Origin of the sequence: Lentibacter algarum, from assembly GCF_018860975.1 — a bacterium.
In the GTDB taxonomy this organism is placed as follows: domain Bacteria; phylum Pseudomonadota; class Alphaproteobacteria; order Rhodobacterales; family Rhodobacteraceae; genus Lentibacter; species Lentibacter algarum_A.
This window is the reverse complement of sequence record NZ_JAHKQI010000002.1, coordinates 137452-161611: the sequence shown is the minus strand read 5'-3', so window position 1 is coordinate 161611 and position 24160 is coordinate 137452. Positions and strand designations below refer to the sequence as shown.

The 24160-nt window shown below is 56.6% G+C and carries 25 protein-coding genes; 11 read left to right on the top strand and 14 right to left on the bottom strand.

The genetic code is table 11. The features are described from left to right. The first annotated feature begins 74 nt into the window (after positions 1–74). A complete protein-coding gene (locus KO498_RS01450; protein ID WP_354667604.1) occupies positions 75–848 on the top strand; it encodes a DUF1365 domain-containing protein in 774 nt (257 codons plus the stop codon). Next, positions 845–1570 carry an SDR family NAD(P)-dependent oxidoreductase gene (locus tag KO498_RS01445; protein ID WP_215958090.1) on the top strand — a complete coding sequence of 242 codons (726 nt, stop codon included), beginning with the start codon at positions 845–847 and terminating at the stop codon, positions 1568–1570. Before KO498_RS01450 ends, KO498_RS01445 begins: the two co-directional genes overlap by 4 nt. Before the next feature lie 310 nt (positions 1571–1880). Here KO498_RS01445 and KO498_RS01440 read toward each other — a convergent pair whose 3' ends face one another. The 3 genes from KO498_RS01440 to KO498_RS01430 form a co-directional block, all read right to left on the bottom strand. Beyond that, on the bottom strand, positions 1881–2516 hold the full coding sequence (locus tag KO498_RS01440; RefSeq protein ID WP_215958089.1) for a ChrR family anti-sigma-E factor: 636 nt from the start codon (positions 2514–2516) through the stop codon (positions 1881–1883). Continuing rightward, a complete protein-coding gene (locus KO498_RS01435; RefSeq protein WP_215958323.1) occupies positions 2513–3154 on the bottom strand; it encodes a sigma-70 family RNA polymerase sigma factor in 642 nt (213 codons plus the stop codon). The genes KO498_RS01440 and KO498_RS01435 overlap by 4 nt, the downstream gene beginning before the upstream one ends. Before the next feature lie 179 nt (positions 3155–3333). Next, positions 3334–4236 carry a hydrogen peroxide-inducible genes activator gene (locus tag KO498_RS01430; protein WP_215958088.1) on the bottom strand — a complete coding sequence of 301 codons (903 nt, stop codon included), beginning with the start codon at positions 4234–4236 and terminating at the stop codon, positions 3334–3336. Between the two features lie 102 nt (positions 4237–4338). Between KO498_RS01430 and nhaA the strand changes: the two genes are divergently transcribed. Both nhaA and KO498_RS01420 read left to right on the top strand, forming a co-directional pair. Continuing rightward, the gene (gene nhaA, locus KO498_RS01425; RefSeq protein WP_354667603.1) at positions 4339–5532 is read left to right on the top strand and encodes a Na+/H+ antiporter NhaA; all 1194 of its coding nucleotides are present in this window, start codon (positions 4339–4341) and stop codon (positions 5530–5532) included. A 124-nt stretch (positions 5533–5656) separates the two neighbouring features. Next, on the top strand, positions 5657–6436 hold the full coding sequence (locus KO498_RS01420) for an ion transporter (RefSeq protein WP_215958087.1): 780 nt from the start codon (positions 5657–5659) through the stop codon (positions 6434–6436). Between the two features lie 148 nt (positions 6437–6584). On the opposite strand, the gene KO498_RS01415 is transcribed toward KO498_RS01420, so the two are convergent. Both KO498_RS01415 and KO498_RS01410 read right to left on the bottom strand, forming a co-directional pair. Continuing rightward, positions 6585–7055, bottom strand: coding sequence for a CIA30 family protein (locus tag KO498_RS01415; RefSeq protein WP_215958086.1), 471 nt, complete (start codon positions 7053–7055; stop codon positions 6585–6587). A 192-nt stretch (positions 7056–7247) separates the two neighbouring features. Then, the gene (locus KO498_RS01410; protein ID WP_215958321.1) at positions 7248–8660 is read right to left on the bottom strand and encodes a cryptochrome/photolyase family protein; all 1413 of its coding nucleotides are present in this window, start codon (positions 8658–8660) and stop codon (positions 7248–7250) included. A gap of 191 nt (positions 8661–8851) precedes the next feature. Between KO498_RS01410 and KO498_RS01405 the strand changes: the two genes are divergently transcribed. The 6 genes from KO498_RS01405 to KO498_RS01380 all read left to right on the top strand — a co-directional run bounded on the left by KO498_RS01405 (position 8852) and on the right by KO498_RS01380 (position 13773). Beyond that, the gene (locus KO498_RS01405) at positions 8852–8980 is read left to right on the top strand and encodes a DUF2256 domain-containing protein (RefSeq protein WP_215958085.1); all 129 of its coding nucleotides are present in this window, start codon (positions 8852–8854) and stop codon (positions 8978–8980) included. Continuing rightward, entirely contained in the window at positions 8977–9642 is a 666-nt protein-coding gene (locus KO498_RS01400; RefSeq protein ID WP_215958084.1) for an SDR family NAD(P)-dependent oxidoreductase, read from the top strand. Before KO498_RS01405 ends, KO498_RS01400 begins: the two co-directional genes overlap by 4 nt. Next, complete coding sequence (locus KO498_RS01395; RefSeq protein ID WP_215958083.1) at positions 9636–11168, top strand: cryptochrome/photolyase family protein; 1533 nt, start codon at positions 9636–9638, stop codon at positions 11166–11168. The genes KO498_RS01400 and KO498_RS01395 overlap by 7 nt, the downstream gene beginning before the upstream one ends. A gap of 241 nt (positions 11169–11409) precedes the next feature. Beyond that, positions 11410–11895, top strand: coding sequence for a fasciclin domain-containing protein (locus KO498_RS01390; RefSeq protein ID WP_215958082.1), 486 nt, complete (start codon positions 11410–11412; stop codon positions 11893–11895). A gap of 88 nt (positions 11896–11983) precedes the next feature. After that, positions 11984–12523, top strand: a complete 540-nt coding sequence (locus KO498_RS01385; RefSeq protein WP_215958081.1) for an aggregation factor core protein MAFp3, isoform C — start codon at positions 11984–11986, stop codon at positions 12521–12523. A gap of 233 nt (positions 12524–12756) precedes the next feature. Next, on the top strand, positions 12757–13773 hold the full coding sequence (locus tag KO498_RS01380; protein ID WP_215958080.1) for a stealth family protein: 1017 nt from the start codon (positions 12757–12759) through the stop codon (positions 13771–13773). A gap of 81 nt (positions 13774–13854) precedes the next feature. On the opposite strand, the gene KO498_RS01375 is transcribed toward KO498_RS01380, so the two are convergent. Genes KO498_RS01375 through KO498_RS01365 form a run of 3 tightly spaced genes read right to left on the bottom strand, consistent with a single transcriptional unit; the run spans position 13855 to position 16926 of the window. After that, a complete protein-coding gene (locus KO498_RS01375) occupies positions 13855–14544 on the bottom strand; it encodes an ABC transporter ATP-binding protein (RefSeq protein WP_252731210.1) in 690 nt (229 codons plus the stop codon). Continuing rightward, positions 14541–15749 carry an ABC transporter permease gene (locus KO498_RS01370; protein WP_215958079.1) on the bottom strand — a complete coding sequence of 403 codons (1209 nt, stop codon included), beginning with the start codon at positions 15747–15749 and terminating at the stop codon, positions 14541–14543. Before KO498_RS01370 ends, KO498_RS01375 begins: the two co-directional genes overlap by 4 nt. A 4-nt stretch (positions 15750–15753) precedes the next feature. Then, the gene (locus KO498_RS01365; RefSeq protein WP_215958078.1) at positions 15754–16926 is read right to left on the bottom strand and encodes an efflux RND transporter periplasmic adaptor subunit; all 1173 of its coding nucleotides are present in this window, start codon (positions 16924–16926) and stop codon (positions 15754–15756) included. A 60-nt stretch (positions 16927–16986) separates the two neighbouring features. Between KO498_RS01365 and KO498_RS01360 the strand changes: the two genes are divergently transcribed. Next, a complete protein-coding gene (locus KO498_RS01360; protein WP_215958077.1) occupies positions 16987–17148 on the top strand; it encodes a hypothetical protein in 162 nt (53 codons plus the stop codon). Positions 17149–17425: 277 nt separating this feature from the next. Here the strand turns inward: KO498_RS01360 and KO498_RS01355 are convergent, their stop codons facing one another. The 6 genes from KO498_RS01355 to KO498_RS01330 all read right to left on the bottom strand — a co-directional run bounded on the left by KO498_RS01355 (position 17426) and on the right by KO498_RS01330 (position 24147). After that, positions 17426–18298 carry an acyl-CoA thioesterase gene (locus KO498_RS01355; protein WP_215958076.1) on the bottom strand — a complete coding sequence of 291 codons (873 nt, stop codon included), beginning with the start codon at positions 18296–18298 and terminating at the stop codon, positions 17426–17428. Between the two features lie 9 nt (positions 18299–18307). Beyond that, positions 18308–20263 (bottom strand): acetoacetate--CoA ligase, encoded by a 1956-nt coding sequence (locus KO498_RS01350; protein ID WP_215958075.1) that lies wholly within the window; start codon positions 20261–20263, stop codon positions 18308–18310. After that, entirely contained in the window at positions 20260–21486 is a 1227-nt protein-coding gene (locus tag KO498_RS01345; RefSeq protein ID WP_252731209.1) for a serine hydrolase domain-containing protein, read from the bottom strand. The genes KO498_RS01350 and KO498_RS01345 overlap by 4 nt, the downstream gene beginning before the upstream one ends. A gap of 170 nt (positions 21487–21656) precedes the next feature. Beyond that, complete coding sequence (locus KO498_RS01340) at positions 21657–22451, bottom strand: IclR family transcriptional regulator (RefSeq protein ID WP_215958074.1); 795 nt, start codon at positions 22449–22451, stop codon at positions 21657–21659. A 6-nt stretch (positions 22452–22457) separates the two neighbouring features. After that, on the bottom strand, positions 22458–23483 hold the full coding sequence (locus KO498_RS01335) for a phosphotransferase family protein (RefSeq protein WP_215958073.1): 1026 nt from the start codon (positions 23481–23483) through the stop codon (positions 22458–22460). A 13-nt stretch (positions 23484–23496) separates the two neighbouring features. Then, positions 23497–24147 (bottom strand): histidine phosphatase family protein, encoded by a 651-nt coding sequence (locus KO498_RS01330; protein ID WP_215958072.1) that lies wholly within the window; start codon positions 24145–24147, stop codon positions 23497–23499. Between the last annotated feature and the right edge of the window lie 13 nt (positions 24148–24160).

Here is a 24160-nt window from a genome sequence, read left to right as displayed (position 1 = left end):
GTTCGGATCATTTATTTGTTTGAAAAATTTCTGCGCGAAGTGATCCAAGGCACTCGCGCGCGCGTAATATTTGTATGATGTTGGAACATATACAGGCCCAAACCCACCACGCCCGGCGCGGCGCGCTGAAAAATGCGTTCAGTTACGGTGTGGACTACGTGCTGAGCGACCTGGGGGGTTCGACACCTTGGGTGATGTCGCGCAACCGCTTCAACCTTTGGTCCCTTTGGGACCATCGCCACGGTGGCATCCGGGGTGAAGGCCATGGCGTGGCGTGGTTTAAGGAGGTTCTGCAAACCCGAGGGTTTGAAACAGAAGGCGCCCAGCTTTTGCTGCTAACCCAACCCAGTTTCCTGTGGTTCCATTTTAATCCGGTCAGCTTCTGGATCGCATTGGTGGACGGCACGCCACGGGCCTTTGTCGCCGAGGTCAACAGCACCTTCGGCCAGCGTCATTGCTATTTCTGCGCGCATGATGATTTCAGCCCGATCAAAAGGAAAGACACGCTGATCGCCGAGAAACTGATGCATGTGTCGCCCTTTCAAAAGGTGGCGGGTCACTACCGGTTCAATTTCGGCGTGAGCGAGACAGAAGTCGACATCCGCATTGCATTTGAAAATGGAGACCAGGGCGTTCTGGCCACGTTGTCGGGCAAACGTCGCCCTGCGACCAATGCGTCTCTGCTATGGGCCGCAGTCCGCCGCCCGCTGGGGGCGGTTCGGGTGCTAGCCCTGATCCATTGGCAGGCCGCCATTCTCTACCTGAAACGCGCGCCCTTTTTGAAAAAACAGCCCGCACCAGAACACCCAATGACCGAGAGCCACAATCTTCGCGGGGCCGGCAAATGACTGACTTCTCCGGCAAAACCTACTGGCTGATTGGCGCTAGCGAAGGCTTGGGGCGTGCCCTGGCAAAACAATTGAATGCTAAAGGCGCTCGCTTGGTCCTGTCTGCGCGCAATGCGGATCGGCTTGACTCTCTGAGTACCGAGATATCCGGTGCGCGCGTACTCGCCCTGGATGTCACGGACATTGACGCAGTGCGTCGGGCCGCAGCCTCCATTGGTGACCTGCACGGTGTGATCTACAATGTTGGATCCTACGAACCGATGCGCGCGACCGATTGGGATAGCGACACTGTTCTCGCCATGGCGGATGTCAATTTCACCGGAGCGCTCCGCGTTCTGGGCGAGGTTGTGCCGCAATTTGTCGAACAGGGACACGGCGATATCACACTGGTCGGGTCATTGGCCGGATACCATGGCCTGCCCGCCGCGATCGGTTATGGGGCCAGCAAGGCTGCGTTGGTCAGCCTGGCGGAAACCATGCGGTTTGATCTCAATGGTACGGGCGTCGTGGTCCGGCTGGTAAATCCAGGTTTTATCAAGACCCGCCTGACCCAGAAAAACAGTTTTCGCATGCCAATGTTGATGACACCCGAAGATGCCGCGCAAAAGGTGCTCCGAGCGATGGGAAAACGGCGTTTTCGCACTGATTTCCCCGCTCCGTTCTCATGGCTGATCCGCAGCTTGGACTACCTGCCTGACATTGTCGTTTACCGAAGAAAGTAACCCAAAACCGGCTCAGATGAAGGGGTCGTGCGCCCATTTCAGCTGCGCCTGACGTTGCCTTGGTCTGCAGTAAATGTCACCGGGGTAGCAGTTTGCACGCACCTGTCCGACCTGCCGACAATCTAGCGTATGTTTTACATGCTTGGGGGCTTTGGCCGATCGGCTCCTAAAATGAATTTGGCCAAAGGCATGCCCCGCTGCGCCCTCAGCGGATCACATCCCCACGGCTCCGTGCTGTAATTCGTCGAAAACAAAAAGAAACCACCAGAAAACTGGTGGTTCCATGACGTTCATTCTTTGAGGGGTATCTCTAAATTCGAAACAAGGGCTGTAGCAGCCTGGGCACAAGTGCGCGAAACCTCAACCGCGCGTCCGTAGCCGCCAGACAAATGCAGGCCTCACCAGGATCGGCAACCGGGGTATGCTCCAAATTCTCATCAGCGATCTCCAGATCACCAACCCCGAACCGCCCTGTCTCGTCGCTAAAACTGCCCTGCAGAACGAGGGTCAGCTCCAATCCGTTATGACTGTGATCCGGAACCGCCTGTCGCGGCGGAATGTAAAGCAGGCGCACCGAACCATTGGCATCCGCTGACAGGATGTCCTGTCGCACGCCCATGCCCAGCTTTTTCCAACGTGGTGCACGGCCGTTCATCGCCTCCATAACCGGCCCGGGGAAAATCCCGTTGCGCTCATAAACCGGTTCCGGCGTGAATGGCGCATCGAGTTGGGCCAGAATATTGTCCTTGAGAGACGATGAAACCGCAACGGCACCGGTGTCTTCCAGAACGGCTCCGCCAACCGCTTGATGCGCTTCTAGGGCCACACGGCACTCAGCGCAAAGCGACACATGGCTGGCCACGGCGACGGCGAAGGCGTGCGGGAGATTTCCCGCCGCATAGGCGGCCAGCATGGCATCAGGGATATGGTGGGTTATGGCACTCATTGCTTGAGGTCCTTCAACTCGTGTCTCAGACGTTCCAGGCCGAGCCGGATACGTGATTTAATGGTTCCAAGTGGCAGGCCGGTCTGGGCGCTGATCTCCTGATGGGTCAACTCGCCCAGATAGGCCTTTTCAACTATCTCGCGCTGCTCGGGTTTAAGCGTGGCAAGGGCTTGCTTCAACTGTCCGGCCTCCTGTTCGATGGCAAGGATTTGGCTGGCATCGGGTTCCATGCCCGGTTCTTCTTTCAGCTCTTCCGGCATGGGGCGGTTTTCTTTGCGCGCGATGTCGATCTGGCGGTTGCGAGCAATTTGATAAATCCAGGCCGACACTTGGGCGCGGTGCGGATCAAACATCGCCGCCTTGCGCCAGATCGTCAGCATCACGTCCTGAACGATTTCTTCCGCCTGATGCGCCGACGCCCCCGAGCGGATGATGAATCCTTTGAGCCGTGGAGCAAAATGATCGAACAGCGCCGCAAACGCATTGCGGTCACGGTTATCGCGAACGGCAATCATCCAGTGAGTTTGCTCCGATAATTCGGTTTCGGTTTCGGTTTGCGACACAGGCGTTCTTTCGTAACGGCGGGCCATAGGAGCATGACGAGCGTTGCGCGGGTTATCAAGAGTTTGTGTCAACATACTCTCTTTACGGAGGTCTGTGAGATGCGGATCACATTTTTTTGGATTTTGATCGGGCAACGACCCAGATGATTAAGGGACTACGCAAGCAGTTCGAATAATCTAAGGGCTCACTTACACCCCCACGTTTGATCCGGGCCAATCTCTCGGATGGAAACCCAAAACTGCGGGTTTTGGCATCAATCATTTATAATGTTCGCTTCGCTGCAAAGAATCTCGACCAGCAGATCACTGCCAGACCTGGGTTCTGGCAACAGCGGCTGGACAAGCGCAATTTCACGGATTGCAGCTGCATCTTTCAGCGCACGCAAGCTGACATCCGTGCCGCGGCGGGCCTCAGTCGCGGCGTAGATGCTGGGAAGGACTGCGATTCCAGCGCCGCCCGCCGCCATCAGGCGGATCGCATCAAGGCTTGTCCCTTCATATTCGTCAGACACACGTCCACCAGCCCGGGCGGCGAGACTCGCGACGATATGTGACAGCCGATACTTCGGGCCCAGCGTCAGGAAAGTTTGCCCCTTCAGGGCCCCAAGATCCACCGGCTCTGTGTTGTTTACAAGCGGATGATCCAAGGCCATGGCAATCCAAAACCGTTCCGTAAAGAGGTGCGTGTGCAGGGCCCCTGGGTGGTCTTCGGGGGTGGAAATGATCATGTCGAGCCGGCCGCTACGCAGCCCTTCATCAAGGTCGCGGGTGCTTTCTTCGCGGACCACCAGACGCAAACCGGGGTGTTCTCTGTGCAAACGCCTGACGACCCCGGGCAGAAGGTAGGGCCCGATTGATGGCAATACGCCCAGGCGCAGCCGCCCCTGGAAAATGCCATCTCCCTGCGCTGTGGCGCGCAGGTCTTGTAACTCGTGCAGGATTTGCCGGGCACGTCGAACGATCTCGTCGCCGATGGGTGTTGGTTTGGCACCGGACCGCCCGCGCTGGAACAAGGATACACCCAGGTCGTCCTCGATCGCGGTTAGTTGGGCCGACAGGCTTGGCTGACTGACGTTAAGCTGCGCAGCAGCCAAACCGATCCGCCCGGTTTCAGCTACCGCAACAATGTATTCCAACTGGCGCAAGGTCGGCCGCATTTCATAGCCTCAAACTATATTAATTATAAGAAGCATATATTTGAAATATGTTGCGGACAACCAATATCAGATTAAACCACCGTATCTGCATGGGAGCCATCCGTGGAAAAGACCTTGTCGCGCATTCAAACCTTCATGAAACTCGAAGCCAGTGCTGGGCTGGTGTTGATGGGGGTCGCCCTTATGGCCATGGTGGCTGCAAACAGCGTTTTGGCGCCGCTTTACGATGGTTTTCTGAACACCAATGTCCGGATGGGCGTCGGCGCATTTGAAATCTCGAAACCGGCACTTCTTTGGATCAACGATGGCCTGATGGCGATTTTCTTTTTCCTGGTGGGGCTGGAGATCAAACGCGAAGTTCTGACCGGCGAGTTGTCCAGTTTCGACAAGGCGGCGCTACCTGTTCTGGCCGCCATCGGCGGGATGATTGTGCCCGGAGTGGTTTTTACCGCGCTCAATTGGGGCACCCCTGAAAACCTGCGGGGCTGGGCCATTCCGACCGCCACCGATATTGCATTCGCGCTGGGCATTCTCGCGCTTCTTGGCTCCCGGGTCCCGGTGGCGCTCAAGGTTTTCCTTTTGGCAGTTGCGATCATCGACGACCTTGGCGCAATCGTGATCATCGCGGTGTTTTACACGTCTGATCTATCCACCAACGCGCTGACGCTGTCGATGTTGGGCTTTGCGCTTGCGGTGACACTGAACCGCATGGGTGTGCAGCGGATTGCACCCTACCTGATCGTCGGCGTGTTCATGTGGGTGTTTGTGCTCAAATCAGGTGTGCATGCGACACTGGCTGGTGTGCTGATCGCCCTGACCATCCCATTGAAAGAAAACAATGGGGACAAGGCGCTGCTGCACCGGATCGAACATGGCCTGCACCCTTGGGTGGCCTTCTTGATCCTGCCGATCTTTGCCTTCGCCAATGCCGGGGTCAGCCTTGTCGGGCTAACCGTTGACGATTTCACGCAACCTTTGACTCTCGGTATCATTGCGGGCCTGTTTTTCGGCAAGCAGGCGGGCGTTCTGATTGTCACCTGGGTTGGTGTGAAAAGCGGGCTTGCCAAGCTACCAGAAGGGGTGACCTGGCGCCATATCTACGGTGTGGCCTGCTTGACCGGCGTTGGCTTCACTATGAGCCTGTTCATCGGCTCTCTCGCATTTAGCAGCGATGACACTTTGAATGCGGTGCGGCTTGGTGTTGTTACCGGCTCTGTGCTGTCTGGCCTGCTGGGGTTTGCTGTGTTGCGCACGGCTGCCGCCAAGCCCGCCACCTCAGCGGTACCAGCCGACTGAATCAGGGAAGGGTCGTCCTCGGCCAGCCCTCTCAGCTCTGACGAGCAGTCCAATTGAACCGGCCGCGCATTGGCGCGGTGCAGAGAAGAGCGCCAGGAAAACAGGGGCAAAGGAGAAGACTAAAGTGCGAGCCCGTGAACCCCTTCGGAATCTGATCGAACACCGGGTTTTCCGGCACTTCATCCTGGCTGTGATCTTATTCAACGCGATCGTTCTGGGCGTAGAAACCTCGCAGGAAGCGATGTCGAAATTCGGGTCGATCATCCTGACGCTGGACGCGATATGCCTTGCCATTTTTGTCGTCGAACTCGCCACGAAGATTTACGTTAACCGATGGCAATTTTTCCGCAGCGGATGGAACAACTTCGACTTTCTGATCGTTGCGGTTGCACTTGTTCCCGTCACACAGGGCCTATCGGTTCTACGTGCACTTAGGGTTCTCAGACTCTTTCGTGTTGTCTCGGCCGCGCCAACCTTGCGTCGGGTTGTGGAAGGATTAATCAACGCCTTACCCGGGATGGGTTCCGTTTTTCTTTTAATGGGGTTTGTATTCTACATCGGCTCGGTCATCGCGACCAAACTGTTTGGGTCAGCTTTCCCAGAATGGTTTGGGACATTGGGTGGTTCGGCCTATTCTCTGTTCCAGATCATGACCCTGGAAAGTTGGTCCATGGGAATCGCACGCCCGGTCATGGATGTCTTTCCCCACGCCTGGCTCTTCTTCGTGCCCTTCATTCTGATCACGACTTTTGTTGTGGTAAACCTCGTAGTTGGATTGGTCGTCAATTCGATGCAAGACGCACATAACGTCGAAGCTGACGAGCGGACGGACACCTATCGTGAGGACGTGATCGTTCGATTGTCAGAAATCGAACGACTGTTGAAACCGGCTGAACATCGATAAAGGCGCGTGGCTGCAGAAGCGTCACACCTTACATTGGCCAAACGCGCCAGTGCCACGCGAGCGGCTTGGTCCAGTGCCTCAAAAGCGTTCATGGTTTCGCAATCCAGAGATCAAATGAGAACACCCTAAAACAGAAGCCGATTGTTGTTCAAAATAGCCTGGCATCCGAAACAGCGACGTCCGCTTGAAAAACGCGGCCAACTGCAACGATGCCGATGCGACGCAACTTGGCAGGATCAAGAACGTTGTCCGTCTTGTGAGGTTCAAAGTCCGGAAAGGGCAATCGCACAGTTGTCCATTGCGCCGATGCATGGAATGGCGCGCGAAAGGATTGCCATGGCCGGTCCAGATCATCTGTTCTAATGCGAAGATCATAAATCTCATCATTGCCGCAGACATCAATCTCGATGCCGGCCCAGTTGCTGGCATCCAAACCTGAACCGTCCCGCTTCAGGTCCGATGCCATCTGAATGAAGCCGCCGTTGTTTTCCAGCGAGACCATCCCGGTCAGTCGTGTCGCGCTGCGTCCATCCACAACCTGATTGGCAATTCGACCGCGTGAGACTCCGCCCATGACTGCATCAGCGACAAACTGCCAGTTTGTTTCTAGTTTTAACATACAGCCAATCCTCTCGATATGCTCTCAAACCAGAGTGGGCAGGACCCGTCTTCGTAGATAATGTGCGCGCCATCTGCGACGCTGCCGTGCGATGTTGTCTGCAAGACTACGACGCCTTCGCTTGATTTCTTCATTATACTCTCTCTGTTTCTCACCGGAAAACCGAATTGGACGCTTGGCCTACCGCCACCATCAATGGGCCTCGTAGGCTGCGAGAGCCCTTTTGCGCCCTTCAGCAAGCCCGACAATCGGGGTCGGATAAGCATCATCCGGCGAAAGCCCCCAAGCGCGCGGGCAGGCGTCGAAAAACGCCAGAGCCGCTGGGCCGGGGTCCGGTGCGCACTCGGCCACATATCTTTGAATGTACTTCTGCTCGGCATCGAACTTTTGCGCCTGTGTTTCGGGGTTGAAAACGCGGAAATAGGGCGCAGCATCCGGTCCGCTCCCCGCAACCCATTGCCATCCCATAGCGTTCGCTGCAGGGTCCCAATCAATCAGGCACTCTTCGAACCACTTCTGTCCAATTCGCCAATGCTTGAGCATGTGTTTGGTAAGAAAGGACCCAACAATCATGCGGCCCCGATTATGCATGTGGCCGGTGACATACATCTCCCGCATGGCAGCATCAACGAGGGGAACACCCGTCCGCCCCTGCTTCCATCGCAAGACTGCTTCGTCCTCATGATCCGACCAAGGGAAGGCGTCCCATTCCGATCTCCAGTTCTTACGAGTGATCTCGGGGGTGTGGAAAACCAGATGGTAAGAAAATTCGCGCCATACCAGTTCTTTCAGGAAGTGCTCTGCCCCTCTTTGACCTTCCAGATGCGCACGCAGTCCAGCATGCCAGACCGTACGCGGACCGATCTCACCCCAGGCCAAATTCTCAGACAGGCGGGAGGTCGCGTTTTGCGCCAGGTAGTCGCGACGCTCCTTGTAGTCACCGATTGACCCGCACAGGAAATTAGCAAGGCGCTCATGGGCTGCGGGTTCGCCAACATTTGCATGTCGGGCCAAGACCTGTGCCCCCCGATCCATACTCTTGTCGAGCGCCCAGTCCGAAAGCCGATCAGTGTCCGGCCACTTCTCAGGTGCCAAAAGCCGCAGTGGCGCAGGGTCAGGCGGCGCGACGTCCAGATCTTTAACGGCACGCCACATCGGGCTGTAGATCTTGAAGAAACCGCCCTGCTTGGTCTTCACTGCCCAGGGTTCGAACAGAAGGTGGCCGGGCCAGCTTTTCGCCCCAAAACCCGCGTCTTTCAGACCCGATTTGACTTTGATGTCACGCGCGATTGCTTCGGGATCATAAGCCCGGCTCCACCAGATGTCCCCCGCTCCGGTTTCACGCGCCAGAGCGAGCAGTTCGTCTGCGGCGGTGCCACGACGCAAGATCAGCCGGGATCCAACTTGCTTCAGGCGAGCTTCGAATTGTTCAATCGCTTGCGACAGGCGCCATCTGGGGGCGGAACCGAAGGTTTCGACAACCTCGTCCAGCAAGACCACTGGAACAATGGGGCGCCCGCTTCTGCTTGCTTCAGCAAGCGCCGGGTGATCAGCCAGCCTGAAATCTCTTCGAAACCAGATGATTATCGGTGTTGATTCGTTCATCTCTACGCGGCCTATTGCTTTCATTTCCAAATACGAAGGCCAACCGTGGATGGTTCAAAAAAGCCCAGATTGGAATTCGTTTGTGATCTGAATCTGAGCCTGGACCGTATCAGAAACATGATCGAGAATGCGGACCTGATCACCATGCGGATTCAGGTCTCGGGAGGTTAAGGACCGTGCGAAAAAGCCAGATGCCATCGAAAACATGCCCGGTGTGTTGCCGCCCGTTCTCGTGGCGTCGAAAATGGTCCAGATCCTGGAGCAATGTGCGATACTGTTCCGAGCGCTGTCGCAGGTCGCGAAAGGTAAAAGCAGGATGACGCGCCGCGCACTTGTCATAGGGGCCTCCGGAGGGATCGGCACGGCGCTATGCACGGTTCTTGCAACAAAAGGCACTGAAGTGACGCGGCTTTCGCGCACCGCAGACGGGTTCGATATGAACGACCCCACGAGTGTTGAGGATGCCATGAACAAGCTCCGTGGGCCCTTCGAAACGGTTTTGGTAGCCAGTGGCATTCTGGCCCCTGAGGGCGCACGCCCCGAGAAGTCTCTCGCCGAGGTTGACGCAGAAAACATGGCACGGGTCATGGCGGTGAATGCCATTGGCCCGGCGTTGGTGCTGAAAAACCTGCCACGGCTTTTGCCGCATGGTTCGCGTTGCGTGGTGGGTGTTCTCACTGCCCGGGTCGGGTCGATCGGCGATAACCACCTGGGGGGCTGGTATAGCTATCGCGCGGCCAAGGCTGCGGCCAATCAGATTGTGCGCACGGCTGCCATCGAGATCGCGAGAAAGCGGAAAGATGCCGTTGTTGTGTCATTGCATCCGGGTACGGTGGAGACATCGTTCACCAAAGCCTATCCCGGGCATCCAAAGGTGGCAGCGAGTGAGGCAGCCACGAACCTTGTTGAGGTTCTTGATCAACTGACTTCGGCCCAGAATGGTGGCTTTTTCGATTGGGCGGGGAAACCCGTCCCATGGTGAAACCGCGTCTCATTTTGGTGCTTGGTGACCAACTATGTGCTGACATCTCTTCCCTGCGAACAGCTGAAAAAGAGCGGGACGTGGTCATAATGGCCGAGGTCATGGCAGAGGCAACTTACGTCTCGCATCATCCCCAAAAGATCGCGCTTGTTCTGGCTGCGATGCGCAAATTTGCAGTGGCACTTCGAGAAGATGGCTGGACAGTCGCTTACAGCAAACTCGATGATGAGGCCAACACGGGTTCAATTCCGGGTGAGATCGTCCGCCATGCCTCAGAGTTTGAGGCCGATGAAATTATTGCCACGACCCCCGGAGAATGGAGGTTGATAGCGGCACTGAACGATCTGCCGCTTTTCGTACGCCAGTTACCGGATGACCGCTTTGTCACCTCGCCCAAGGAGTTCGCCAACTGGGCGGAGGGCCGCAAGGAACTTCGAATGGAGTGGTTCTATCGGCAGGTCCGGCGCAAGACAGGTCTGCTGATGGAGGGAAACGCACCGGCGGGGGGAAAGTGGAACTATGACAGCCAGAACCGCAAGCCTGTACCAGAAGACGCCCGCCCTCCGAAACCGCCTGGTTTCCAACCCGACACTGTTGTCGGCGACGTGCTTGACCTCGTCGAAGATCGTTTCGCGGAGCACTTTGGGGAATTGCACCCCTTCAAGTTCGCAACGGATCGGGAACAGGCTCTTGAGGTTCTGGACCACTTCATAACCCATACTCTTGCGCGATTTGGTGATTATCAGGATGCCATGGTCGCAGGTGAACCTTGGCTTTGGCATGCGGTCATCTCGCCATATCTCAACATTGGCCTTCTTCAGCCAATGGAAGTTTGCCTACGGGCTGAAGAGGCCTGGCGTGCAGGTACGGTGCCTCTCAATGCGGTCGAAGGGTTCATCAGGCAGATCATTGGCTGGCGCGAATACGTGCGGGGCATCTATTTCTTCGAAGGCCCGGACTACACGTCACGAAATGCTTTGGACCACAGTCGCTCGCTTCCTCCTCTTTTCTGGGGGGGCGAAACGCACATGCGGTGTGTTAGCGAAGTTGTGGGTCAGACCCGAGATCACGCCTACGCCCACCACATCCAAAGACTGATGATCACGGGCAACTTTGCCCTGCTTGCCGGCCTTGACCCGGGGGCAGTGCACCATTGGTATCTTTCCGTTTTTGTCGATGCGTTCGAATGGGTCGAAGCGCCCAACACCATTGGGATGAGTCAGTACGCAGACGGCGGTGTGGTCGCATCCAAGCCATATGTTTCATCAGGCAACTACATATCCAAGATGTCAGACTATTGTACCGGCTGCCACTACGACGTCAGAGCCAAGACGGGCGCGCGGGCTTGCCCCTTCAATCTTCTCTACTGGCACTTCATCGAACGCAACCGGGACCGCTTTCAACACAACCCTAGAATGGCCGTTATTTACCGAGGTTGGGACAAGCGCGATGCGGGCCAACGAAAAGCTGTATTAAGTGACGCGACGGATTGGCTGGGTCGGCTGGACTCGGGCGAGACTGTATAAGCACCTGTCGATCGCCGGACGGTGCCTTTTTTTGACCGATCGAATAGCCAAATGACCACAGGCCGCCAAGGGTGTCCGGTCAGATGATGAGAACGGAACCGAAAGCGGCATGGCTGTCGTCGTTTGCCGTAGGAGATTTGGTTGTTCCCAAAAAAAAGCGCACCATTTTTGATCCGATCAGGTGAGTGATCCGTAACCTTTATATTCCGCACAACGCGGGTCACAAATGAATGGAGATACCATGTTACGCAGAACTTTTCTCGCCACATCGACCGCCATTGCCATGTTTTCAGCAACCGCGGCATTCGCCGATGGCCACTCGAAAGACATCGTAGACACCGCCATCGACGCCGGTTCCTTCGGGACACTCGTTGCTGCCGTTCAGGCAGCCGGTCTGGTTGATACGCTTAAGAGCGAGGGTCCGTTTACCGTGTTCGCCCCAACCGATGAAGCCTTTGCCGCGCTGCCTGCAGGAACCGTCGAGGACCTGCTGAAGCCCGAGAACAAGGACAAATTGACGGCCATCCTTACCTATCACGTTGTACCAGGCAAGGTGATGAGCGGCGATTTGAGCAACAACATGATGGCGAAAACAGCACAGGGTGGTGACGTCACTATCATGACCGAGGGCGGCGTTACAGTGAACGGCGCCAACGTTGTCACGGCAGACATTGCAGCGTCCAACGGGGTCATCCACGTGATCGACGCCGTTATCCTGCCCGAATAAGCCTGTTCAGGACAGCATTCCGTTCCGGCGATGGCGTCGGAACGGTTTGCCCCTGCTGAGGTCACTCAGTTGAGCTGGCAATATCCCAATGGTTGATGACAGCCGCAAAATGATTGGAAACACCTTGAAAACCATCGTCGTTCTGGCCGTCGCCAGCCTTGTTGCCTCGCCATCACTTGCCGACGTGAAGGTCGCTTTCATTGAAGGCGCGCCGAAAGACAAATTCCTCGTCACCAACATCGGGGCATGTGATCTTCCCGCCGCCAAGGTCACGATTGATCTTTCGAAGTCCGCATCTGGTCTGGTCTTTGACGTGACTGACACAGGACCGGGAGTCGAGGTTTTTCAGCCGTTTCAGATTGTGTCGGGTCAGCACCTTGTAAGCCGTGCAACGGATGTGTTCGATGGCGACAGATCTGTAACACTTGAGCTGGACAGCCTGCCAATGGGCCAGGCCGTGAGCTTTACCATAGACGTGGACGACACCAACGGAAGCCGTGAAATTACGGTTGCGGACGATGAAATCGTGGGGGCAACTGTCGGCGTTATCACCCAAAACGGACAATTCACCGATGTGTTTGTCTCAAACTCCGAAGCCGTGGTGCGCATTCCGGGCTGCGCGGCCTAAAGCCGCTTTCATGTTCGGCAGCCGGACGGTTCCATTGCCTCGGGCGCTGGCGCCTTTACGTTGGTTTGGGAAGCACTTCCTGCCAATGCGACCCGCCCTGTCAGCCCTGTTTGGTCGACTGACCCGCAGTGCCGATATAAAAACCCAATCAGCCAATACTTAGGCTCGAGGCCAGATGTTTCGTCAATAGGTGCTGGAAGCTTGAAAAGGTGAGACTGGAGTTAAGGCAGAACATGCAGACAAACCTGTTCAATGCGGAAACCAGAACCGATGGCCCCATCGATGCCGTCATTACCTGGGTCGACGGAAGCTCAGAAAACCACTACCGCAGGCGTAACCGGTACATGGCGAAAGCACATCACCCGCTTCATGAAAACGCGAGCAATCCGCATCGTTGGGCTTGCAACGACGAAATCCTGTACTGCCTGCAATCAATAGAGAACTACGCACCTTGGGTGCGCAAAGTCTGGATTGTTGTCGACGACGAAATGCCGAGCCTGCCAGGTCTTTCGGACAGTCTGCGGGCAAAAGTAAACTTCGTTTTTCATCGTGAGATTTTTGGCGAATTTGCAGCGGTGCTTCCCACGTTCAATTCACTGGCAATTGAAAGCATGATCTGGAGGATAAACGGGCTTAGCGAGCGATTTATGTATTTCAACGATGACGTGTTTTTAACCGCGCCCTTGCAGCCAACTGACGTGTTTGAAGGGCTTTCTCCAGTTCTGCGCGGAAAGTGGGTGGATTATGGCGATGCTCTGCGAAGTCCCGAAGCCCGACATGATCCCACCAAATTCCATCTCTACATGCAGCTGAACGCTGCCCGCTTACTGGGGTTTGATGAGACTAGGTTGTTTTCATCTGCCCATGTGGTTCATCCACTCCGGCGTTCGGTCCTGTCACAGCTGTTTGATCAGCACCGAGATGTTTTCATGAACAATATCCGGCATCGATTTCGCGATTTGAGCCAGTTTTTTCCTCAAGGCCTGCATAATCACGCATGCATTGCAGCGCATGAGGCTGATTTTTCGGTGACCGAAGATTACCTTCATATCAAGAGTGGCCAAGGGCTAGGATGCTGTCCGTCCGAAACGATGTCGCTTTTGCGCAGGGCGACTGACTCTGTGATCAAGTTTCTTTGCGTCAACGATTTGCCCCAGTTGGAACGGGTCGTCCCTGAGGCGCGTGACTGGCTAAGCGTGGCAATTGGCGGCTTTCCCGGGCCAAAACCGAACAATCGTGGCACTGGATAGAACCAACTGGGCTACACGAGCACACGATAAACGGTGGATTGAACATGCCCCTGTGTGAGCAGGAATAGTATGACAGACCAATCAGGAAATCCGCCCGTCCCTGATTTCGATCCGACTTGTGCATTGCGCGGCGATATCCTCGTCGTGGGTTGAAATCAGGAACGCTGTGTTTTCGCTTTTGTTCACCCGCGTGATCAGGTCCATAACCTGCTGCGCTGACTTGCTGTCCAAATTGCCTGTCGGTTCATCTGCAAGGATCAGGTCGGGGTTATTCATCAGGGCGCGGGCCACAGCGACGCGTTGTTTCTGACCTCCCGACAGTTTTGTTGCTCGGAAGTTGATACGGTCGCTGAGACCCACGATGTCGAGAAGTTCGGCACCGCGGCGGCGGGCGGCGGGGCGTTCGACACCATCGCGCACTGCGCTCGGAAAAATGACGTTCTCCAGCGCGGTGAAATCGGGCAACAGGTTGTGGAGCTGGAAGACAAAGCCGATGTGGCGATTGCGAAAGTCGGTCAGGGTTGCATCGTTTGCCGTGAAAAGGTTCTGCCCCAGCATTGTGAAACCTCCTGATGTTGGTCGCAACAGGGTGCCGAGAATGTTCAGCAAGGTGCTCTTGCCCGAGCCGGATGCGCCGAGAAGGGCGATCATGCCGCCTTTCTGTAAGGTCAAGTTCAGGCCCTTCAACACCTGCGTAGCGGTCTCGCCCGTGCCAAAAGTCTTGGTCAGGTCCTGCAGTTCCAGCAGGGGCGTTTCGTCAGAGGGCATCATTGGCCGATCGCCTCTACCGGGTCGATTCGCGAGGCGGCACGGGCGGGCAGGATCGCTGCAAGTGTCGCGCCAATCATGGTCAACGCAATGGCAAGACCAATGGATCCTTGCGCCACGTCGATCGGCAATTGTCCCGAACGCACCTCGCCGATCGGTGTCAGAGGCGTCAGGATCGCCACTCCAAGCCCTGCGCCGATGAGACCGCCAAACAGCCCGATGATGGCCCCTTGCGACACGAAAACGAACAGGATGAAGTTTTGGCTGGCCCCCATGGCGCGCATGATGCCGATCTCGGGCCGCCGGCGATAGGTCGTCAACATCAGCGACGAGGCAACCCCGATCACAATGGTGAGCAGCGCAAAGGATTTGAGGATCAGCCCGGTATCGGACTGTGCCCGAAGCCCCTCGTAAAGCTGTTGGGCGGTTGCCGTCCAGGGTTCCGCGTCAAGCCCGGTCGTGGCCACGATCCGGGCGGCAACCGTTTCGGCGTCGTAAAGGTCTGTCAGCTTGAGCTCGATCCGGGACACGGCATTGGGCATGTCGAAAAGGTTGCGGGCGGTGCGGATATCAAGATAGGCCGACGCGGTATCAAGCTGGCCAACGCCGGACGAAAAGATGCCAGAAACGCGAAGTATTGCGGTGTTGCCCTGGTCGGTGCGCAGGGTCACCGGGCTCTCGACCGACAAGTTCATGTCATTGGCAAGGATGGCCCCGATCAATATCCCATCCCCTTCCAACGACAATCGCCCGGTATGCAAATACCGTTCAAAGGGGATGATCGCGGTGACCCGATCGGGGGCAAGCCCGGTCACGCTGACCTGTCGCACACGTTCGCCCCGGATCAGCACAGCGCCGCCGGTGATCTGAGCCGAGCTGACGGCAACACCGGGCACCTGATCGATGACCGGCAGCAAAGGCATGGCGTCCTGTATACCGGTGGTGTCGCGGGTGGATTTCTGCCGTGCTACAAGAACCCTGGCTTCGGAGTCGGTCTTAAGCAAAGGCAGCGCCTTGTCTTCGACCTTGATCGTGACATGAGCCAGACCACCCAGCGTCCGGTTGACCATGAGGTCGGCCAGCCCGCCGATCAGCGCGCTCATGAAGATGAAGATAAAGACCGCCACAGCCACGCCAAACACCAGCAATCCCGTCTGGGAGAGGTTGGACGTCAAATGCCGCAAGGCAACTTTGAGACCATAGCGCATGGGCCTAATCGCTTGCTGCTGCGGTGTCTTGCGCGTTCAGCGCCTGACCGTCTTCGATGCCCTCGGGGGACAGCACGATCCGGTCGCCCTCGGTTAGCCCGGACACGACCTCGACCCGATCCGCCGGCCAGTCGACATAGGATATCGGGGTCAGGTGGGCCTTCCCTTTGCGCAGCACAAAGACGGCGGCATCTGCTCCGCTGGACACCATAGCGCTACGCGGCACAGTCACCGCCCTGGCAACCGTCTCAATCCGGATATTCGCAACCGTGGTCAGGCCGATCTGCGCGTCTGGGACAGTGTCGAAGGTCAGTTTGACCCGCAGGCTACCCGTCAATTCATCCACCTCGGCGGCAACAAAGAACACCGCACCGGTCAGGGTTTCCGTCCGCCCTGCCAATTGCAGCCAAGCGCGCTGGCCAACGCGGATTTCGTCAGCGTAGATCTCGTCGACCTGAACCTCGACATGCAGGTTGTCCTTGTTCGCAAGGCGCATCAGGATATCGGAGGGGCTGATCAGGTCGCCCGGCTCGACCGACCGATCCAGCACAAGACCGCTGATTGGGGCGGTGATCCGATAGTCCGGCAAAGTCAGGCGCGCCTGTTCAAGCGCCGCCCTCAGTCGGGCGACCTCGGCCTTGGCCAGAGCAAGATCCCGCTCAGCATTGTCGAGGGCGACGGCCGATACCGTTCCGCTTAGTCTTGCCACGCGATCCCGATCCGCTTGCGCGCTCTGCTCTCTCAGGATCGCCGCATCCAGCACCGCCAAGGCCTGTCTGACGCGGCTGCCTTGTTGCGCGGCATCCAGAATGACAAGCGCATCACCCGCCGCGACGCTATTGCCTTCGTTCACCAAGACCTCGGTCACGCGTGCAGTGACCAAGGACCTGATATCAGAATGGATATCGGTTTCGGTCCGCCCGCTGACGGCCAGAACCCGCTCGACCGGGCCAGCCACAAGTGTTTCCATAGCGGTACGAGGCGCTCCGCCGCTTGCATTCAGCCCCCACCAGGCCGCAGCCAGCACAAGAACAGCCAAGCCAGCGACAACAACCGCAAAACGTCTGCTTTTGCCCAGCGATGGAGTTCGCTGCGGCGTTGAAACCGGCACAAGGCTGTTCGACCGAGCACTCGCCGCAGGTTGCACCAAGGCATCGTCTGTCTTCTGTGAATTCAAGTCTCACCTCGGCCTTGTTACACGCGCGTTGGATACCGAACTTGGCCGAGGATTGAAAGAATGAAATCGGGCAGCTGTTGTGGCCGGGAACAGAAGAAAACCGCTCAAAAACTGGCGAAAGCACTTGTTTTGGTCGTTCCGATGCGTCGCCGAAAAGCCGTTGTTGCATCCGCAGACAAAGATTTGGGATTCGTGCACGAGTATCCGCTGCATGCGCTTTAGTCTGGGAAGTCCACGTCTCGGTTATGGTTGCCACCTGCACGAATGGCCGGTTATTCTGCTGCGCGACAGCATGAAGTTTTTCGCTCATGCCGCATTTCTCCCGCTGCGAGCGCACGCTGCGTTAACCGATTTTGCCTGCCAAAACTGTGCATACGCGTTCTGCACTATGGTATGCACTGCTATATGCACCCGAGTCACAGCCGCTATTACGCCGTTAACCAAGCGGAACGTAGCCATTAACAGATGTTAGAAACCCCAGTTTAACATGGGTGTTTCCTTATTCAGGCGCCTTGGGCTTAAGCGGTCGCATCAGCCCCTCCTGGGCCACACTGGCAACCAGTTCACCGCTCTGCGAAAAGATCGCCCCGCGGTTAAACCCCCGCGCGCCGCCCGTCCAGGGCGCGTCTAAATCATACATGTGCCAGTCCGAAAACTCGATCGGTGCGTGAAACCACATCGCATGATCAAGGCTCGCGGTCATAACCTTGCCCTGAAACCAAGTCAGCCCATGCGGCCGCAATGAAGAGCCGAGCAGGTTCATGTCAGAGGCGTATGCCAGCAAACAGTGCTGCATCTGCGGGCCCTGTCCTTTGGCGGCTTCCATACGGAACCAAAGCTGGTTCTTGTCGCTGGTTTTCTCTGGCGTGAAGAAGTCACGCGGCGCAACTTCACGCAGCTCGATCGGGCGTTGGCGTAAGAAATCATCGTGATATTTCTCGGGCAGCTTCCCGACGTTCGCGGCGCGAAGATCATCGCGGTTCGGCCAGTCTTCCGGCGTGCCTTCAACCTGCATCGGGTGCTGATATTCCCAACCGCTTTCATCGATGTGAAACGAAGCCGACAGGTTGAAAATCTGCTTGCCGTGTTGAATAGCAACAACCCGGCGTGTCGTAAAACTGCCGCCGTCACGGGCGCGATCTACTTGATATATAACAGGAATTTTTGGATCACCCGGGCGGATAAAATAGGCATGCAACGAGTGGCACAGTCGGTCAGGCACGGTGCGGTATGCCGCCATCAGGGCCTGTGCGATCACATGACCACCAAAGATACGCATCGTGGTTTCACCGCCGCTACCGACGCCGCGGAACAGATCAATTTCCAGCTGTTCAATGTCCAAAAGATGCAGCAGTTCGTCAGCAGGTGTCATGTCTAGGCCTTAGGTTTTGGCCCGTGCATTCGCGTAGGCGATAAAGAAATCAAAGCTCTCGGGGTTTGCCATACTATCACGGTTCACCACCTTTGAAGGATCACCGCCAAGCAACAGCTTTTTCACTGGAACTTCAAGTTTCTTCCCAGAAAGCGTGCGGGGTATCTGCGCGACTTCGACAATCTCATTGGGCACAAACCTTGCCGAAACCTGCTCACGGATCACAGCGGTGATCTGCTCTTTGAGCCTGTCATCAAACGCCACGCCATCAGCAGGCACGACAAAAAGCGGCATAAAGCTTTCTTTGCCGAGAAACTCCAGATCAACCACAAGGCTGTCGGCAACCGCTTCAAGCCCCTCAACAGCTTGGTAAATTTCCGCCGAACCAAGCCGCAAGCCCTTGCGGTTGATCGTAGCGTCCGAGCGGCCATAGATCACACTCGCACCTTGTTCATCAATCGCGATCCAGTCGCCATGCCTCCAGACGCCCTCATAGTCGGCAAAGTAGCTGTCAAACAGGCGGCTACCGTCATCATCACCCCAGAAGTATAGCGGCATAGAGGGCAGCGGCTCGGTGCAAACCAGCTCGCCAACTTCTCCCGTAAGTTCGTTGCCCGACGGGTCATATGCACGCACAGCATTGCCCAGAAGGCGGCACTGCATTTCGCCAGCCCGCACAGGCATCCCCGGGTGTCCGCCAACAAAAGCACCGGCGAGGTCAGTTCCACCCGAGATCGGTGCCAGCCATTGATCGGCTTTCACATCGCGGTAAATCCAGTCGTAAGTGTCAGCCGACAGCGGCGAGCCGGTCGAGCCAAGCGACAGCAACGCGCTTAGGTCAACCTCCTCGCGCGGCTTTACTCCGGCCTTCATGCTGGAGCTAAAGTAAGCCGCCCCTGCGCCAAAATATGTCAGCTTTTCAGCGGCAATAAAGCGCCAAATAACACCGAAATCAGGGTAGTTCGGCGCGCCATCAAAGATCGCGACAGTCGCCCCTTGCCCCAGAGAAACCCACTGGTTGTTCCACATGATCCAGCCCGAAGAGGTGAGCCAGCAATAGCGATCCTTGCTGGATATATCTATGTGCAGCGACTGCTTGCACGACTCAATTATGATGCCACCGTGCCCATGCACGATAGGCTTAGGGTTGCCTGTTGTGCCGGAGGAATAGACAATCCACAAAGGGTGCTCGAAAGGCACCTGCAGCGGCTCAAACTTCACGTTGTCTTTGACAAGATCACCCCAAGCGACATGCCCTTCAGGCAGGCCGCCGACAACAGGCAGCGTCACAAATTGCGCTACAGAAGGAAGGCCCGCACCGATCTCGGCCAGCACATCGCGGCGGTCAATGGTCTTGCCTGCGTGCACATATCCGTCTTGCGCAATCAGCACTTTCGGCGCGATTTGTTTGAAGCGGTCAAGGATAGCAACGTGCCCCATGTCAGGCGCACAAAGCGACCAGACAGCTCCGATGCTCGCACTGGCCAGACAGGCGATTAACGCCGTTTCGGTGTTGGGCAGTATCGCTACAACGCGGTCACCCTGCTCAACACCCATCCCCCGCAATCGCGCCGCGACACTGGCAACCCGGCTTCGCAGTTGCCCCCATGTCAGCTCGGAGCGGCCAAAGGTTTCTGACTGCACGATAAGCGCTTGATCGCCCTCGCGCCCCTCGGCGTTTTTCAAGATGTTTTCAGCGTAGTTAAGCAACCCGCCTGTGCCCCATTCCATGTCGGGCAGTTGTCGCTTCACCAGGATTTTCTCGGGCCGCACAGAAGCACGCACATCAAAGAAATCCCAGATCGCATTCCAGAAATCCTCCAGATCATCAACGCTCCAACGCCACATGGCGTTGTAGTCGTCAAACGTCAGGCCGCGTGTCTCTTTGACGTAACGCTCGAACTGCGCCATGGTTGAAGCATCGGCGCGTTCCTCGCTCGGCGTCCACAGAACCTTTCCACTCATCTCAGAGCTCCTTGTACCAGCGCCTTGAGTTGTGCCCTTGAAGGGTATGAACTGCTCGGTGCGAGCTGTGTGAAAAACACAACCGACAAGTCATGCACAGGATCGATCCAAAAGAATGTCGACGCCATGCCACCCCAAGAGAAGTCGCCATCTGATCCGGGAACCCGCGCACGCGCCGCGTCAAGCACGACGGCCCCGCCAATACCAAAGCCCATTCCCTCCATCGGCTGTTCAGCAAAGCTGGAAGGGCCCATCGACGCGATGTCACCGTTCAAATGGTTGCGCATCATAAACGAAACTGTGTGTGGTGACAGGATACCGCTACCGCCCTTGCGCAACATTTCTGTGAACTTGAGGTAGTCATCAATCGTTCCGAGCAAGCCGCCGCCGCCGGATTGCAATGTTGTGTCAAGAAACGGCGAGTTTTCAGTGTCATCAGCCTGCCGCAAACTGTCTTTGCTTTTGGCTGTTGCACTCAGATCAAACGAGCTGCCAGCCAAGGGCGTATAGAGAGCGGCATAGCGTTCTTGAGTTCCCTTTGGCACGCGAAAGCGTGTTTCGTTCATGCCCAGCGTGTCGAAAAACTCCTCGATCAAAAACGCCTCAAGCGACTTTCCGGTGATAACTTCTATCACACGACCGATGATGTCGATGCCGACAGAATACTCCCAGCGCGTGCCAGGATGAAAGACCAACGGCAAGCTCGCGACTTCATTCGCCACTTGCTCTAGGGTCTGCGGGCCAGGCGCGAAATCAAGCTTCTTCTCGCGCATCGCGTCAGACACCGGACCACTGTTGAATGAGTAACTTAAACCAGATGTATGCGTGAGCACTTGGTGCAGTGTCGGCGTCGCGCATGGCTCAGTTTGGGTGATGTCTGTCGCGCCCTTAACAAGGCAGCGCGCCTCAGAAAAACCAGAGATAAACTCCGACACAGGCGCATCCAGATGCACCAAACCACGCTCGACCAGCAGCATCAGCGCAGCCGAGGTTATCGGCTTGGTCATCGAATAGATGCGCGCCACGGTGTTGCGCCGAAACGGCTGTTTGTTGGCAATGTCACGCAGGCCACAATCGTGGTAGAAAACCTCATTGCCATTCTGAGAAATCAAGACCGAACAACCAGCATATTTCTGGTCGTCAACATAGCCCTGCATCCAACCCCTGATCCGCTCAAGACGATGCTTCTCAAAGCCGTTTTTCACTTGCAATCCTCCAGTCATTTCCGGTGCATTCCCTTTGCAATCGGCTGCGCCTGCTCGACCCGCAAATTAGAGATGCAGCGTTTCGCCAACTTTGACGCCATCTGTCACTTTGAAAGACTCGCACACACCCGAGAAGAGTCAAGTTTGCTGGCCGAAGTTTCCTTACGAAACTTGACACCGCAGAACAATCAATTCGCAGGCCGAACACTCAAGGCCTTCGCTGACTCGATAAGCATCGGGCCATAGACAGCCTCAAGCTGCTTGGGTTTCACACGAAAGGAGGGGCCTCCCGTGTTCAATCCATACACCCGTGACCCACTAAGCGAGAATACCGGAACAGCAACGCCGTTCACGTCAGATCGCCAAGTGCCGTAGCCCGTGCAGAAGCCTTTGTCCTGATAAACAGCGCTGGCTTCGGAAAATCTCGATCGGCCTTCTGCTTCAACCTCTGGCCCCCGACGCCCGGCAATTTCAAACACCGCTTCGCGGGCGTCGTCGGTCATGCCAACCAAGATCGCCTGCCCTATGGCCGAGTGAAAGATCGGCAAGCGCGTGCCGACTCCAATCGCCAACGAAACGTCTTCGCGGCTGTTGCAAGTCGCGAGGTAAACCACATCCAGCTGGTGCTGTTCACCAATCGCAACGGTGATGTAGGAGTTCGGTCCATCGCGTAGCTGCTCCATCTGCTGTTGGGCACGGTCCTGTATGTCCATTGCCGACAACACACCAAACCCCAAATGCAGCACCCCTGCACTCAGCCGGTAAGTTCCTGCGCGATGGTCAGCAACCAGATAATCCAGCGCACAGAGCGTGTAGGTCAGCCGCGAAATTGTCGCCTTGGGAAGACCCGTGCGTTCCGAAAAATCAGAGTTGGTTAGCGTCACCTCACCACTGCGAAAGCAACGCAAAATTTCAAGCCCGCGCGCCAGAGCCGTGACGAAGTTTCGCTCCTTGCTGTCGTCATGCTGGAACTCGTCCGCCATACCGCTTTAACCTTTCTTCAGTGCGTCAAGCCCGTGTTGCGCAAAGACAGGCACAAATGCCCCGAGTTTCATCGCACGTTCGGGGTTTGACGCATTACCATCAAGTGCGCGCTTCAGCACCCCTTGAATAATGCCCGCCATACGGAAAAAGCAGAACCCCAGATAATACCCAAAATTGTCGATGCCCGCCAAGCCGCGACGCTCACAGTATTGAGCGATAAATTCCTGATCGGACGGCAGGCCCAAAGCTTTGCGGTCAAGCCCGCCCATACCTCGGCCTTCGGAACCAGCAGGCAGTTGCCACTGCATAATCACACCAGCGAGGTCGGCAAACGGGTGGCCTATGGTTGAGAGCTCCCAGTCTAACACCGCACGGCACTGTGGGCCGGTCGCATCAAAGATCATGTTATCAATGCGATAATCACCGTGCACCAGCGTGCGTTGTCCGTCGTCTGCTGGTTGCGCCTCAACCAGCGCACCCATCAGCTCGTTCATCGCCGGAATGTCGACAGTTTCGGAAGCCCGATACTGCTTTGACCATCGCGCAACCTGTCGCTCGAAATAGTTGCCCTCAGGCCCATAGTCACTTAGCCCCACAGCGCTGATGTCAACTTCATGCAGGGCCGCCAACACGCGGTTCATATCGTCGATCACACCGCTGCGGTCTGCGTTCGTGAGTTCTGGCATCTCAGGATCAGAAAAATTGCGGCCCGCAACGTGGTCCATGATATAAAACATCGAGCCGATCACGCTATCATCTTCGCAAAGTAGATGCATTTTGCTGACAGGAACCTCCGAGCCTTCAAGCGCTTTTTGCACTCGAAACTCGCGGTCAACTGCATGCGCTGACTTGAGAAGAACTCCCGGCGGCTTGCGGCGCAGCACATAATTATGCGCTGGCGTTTTTAGCATAAACGTCGGGTTTGACTGGCCGGTTTGAAACTTGGAAACTTCCATCGGCCCTTCAAAACCGGCAAGGTTTTCGCGCAAGTAGCGGGCAACTGCGGCCTCGTCGAATGTTTGTGTGTCCATGCCTAAACTCCCTCTAACTGTAGCTTAACAGAGCCGTGCCGCTCCGTGTCATGAAATGCGGTGTGGCGTTAAACTCATGCAAAGAGCAGCGCTCGCCTTTGAACATAAAGCGTGTCATCGAAGTGTTCTTTATCTGCAAGTTCAGCTCCATCATGTGCCGTTTGTTCGCGCCAAGAGCCGTGGAGGCCAACTGGCCGATCACGCCGCCCGAGGAAACGACCAAAACCCGTTTGGCTTCTGTGTCGGTGGCAAACTTTCGAGCTGCCTCCACCCGCTCGGCAAACTCCGCGTAAGTTTCCGAAGCGCCGTCAAAAGCCGCATCTTGCCACTCGAACACGGTTTCGCGTAGCGCCTTGAAATGGGTCTTGCGATCGCCCTTCACGAGGTCAGGCACATCGCCCTTGTAACGCGCGTTGAGCAAGTCGCCAAAGTCGTACTCATCAAAGCCCGCGTGCTCTTCCGGCGCCTGCGCAAAGCCCATAGAGGCTAGCGTTTCTTTCTGGCGGGTTAGCCTGCCAGTGATCAAGCGGTCAGGCGCCCAGCCGAGCTCGCGCAGCAACGCACCAACAGCCGCCGACTGCTTGTGGCCCAGCTCGGACAGCACATCATAGTTGTCCTGCCCGAACGAGGCTTGCCCGTGGCGTATGACGAGAAGTTCAGCCACGACGCCCCCTTTG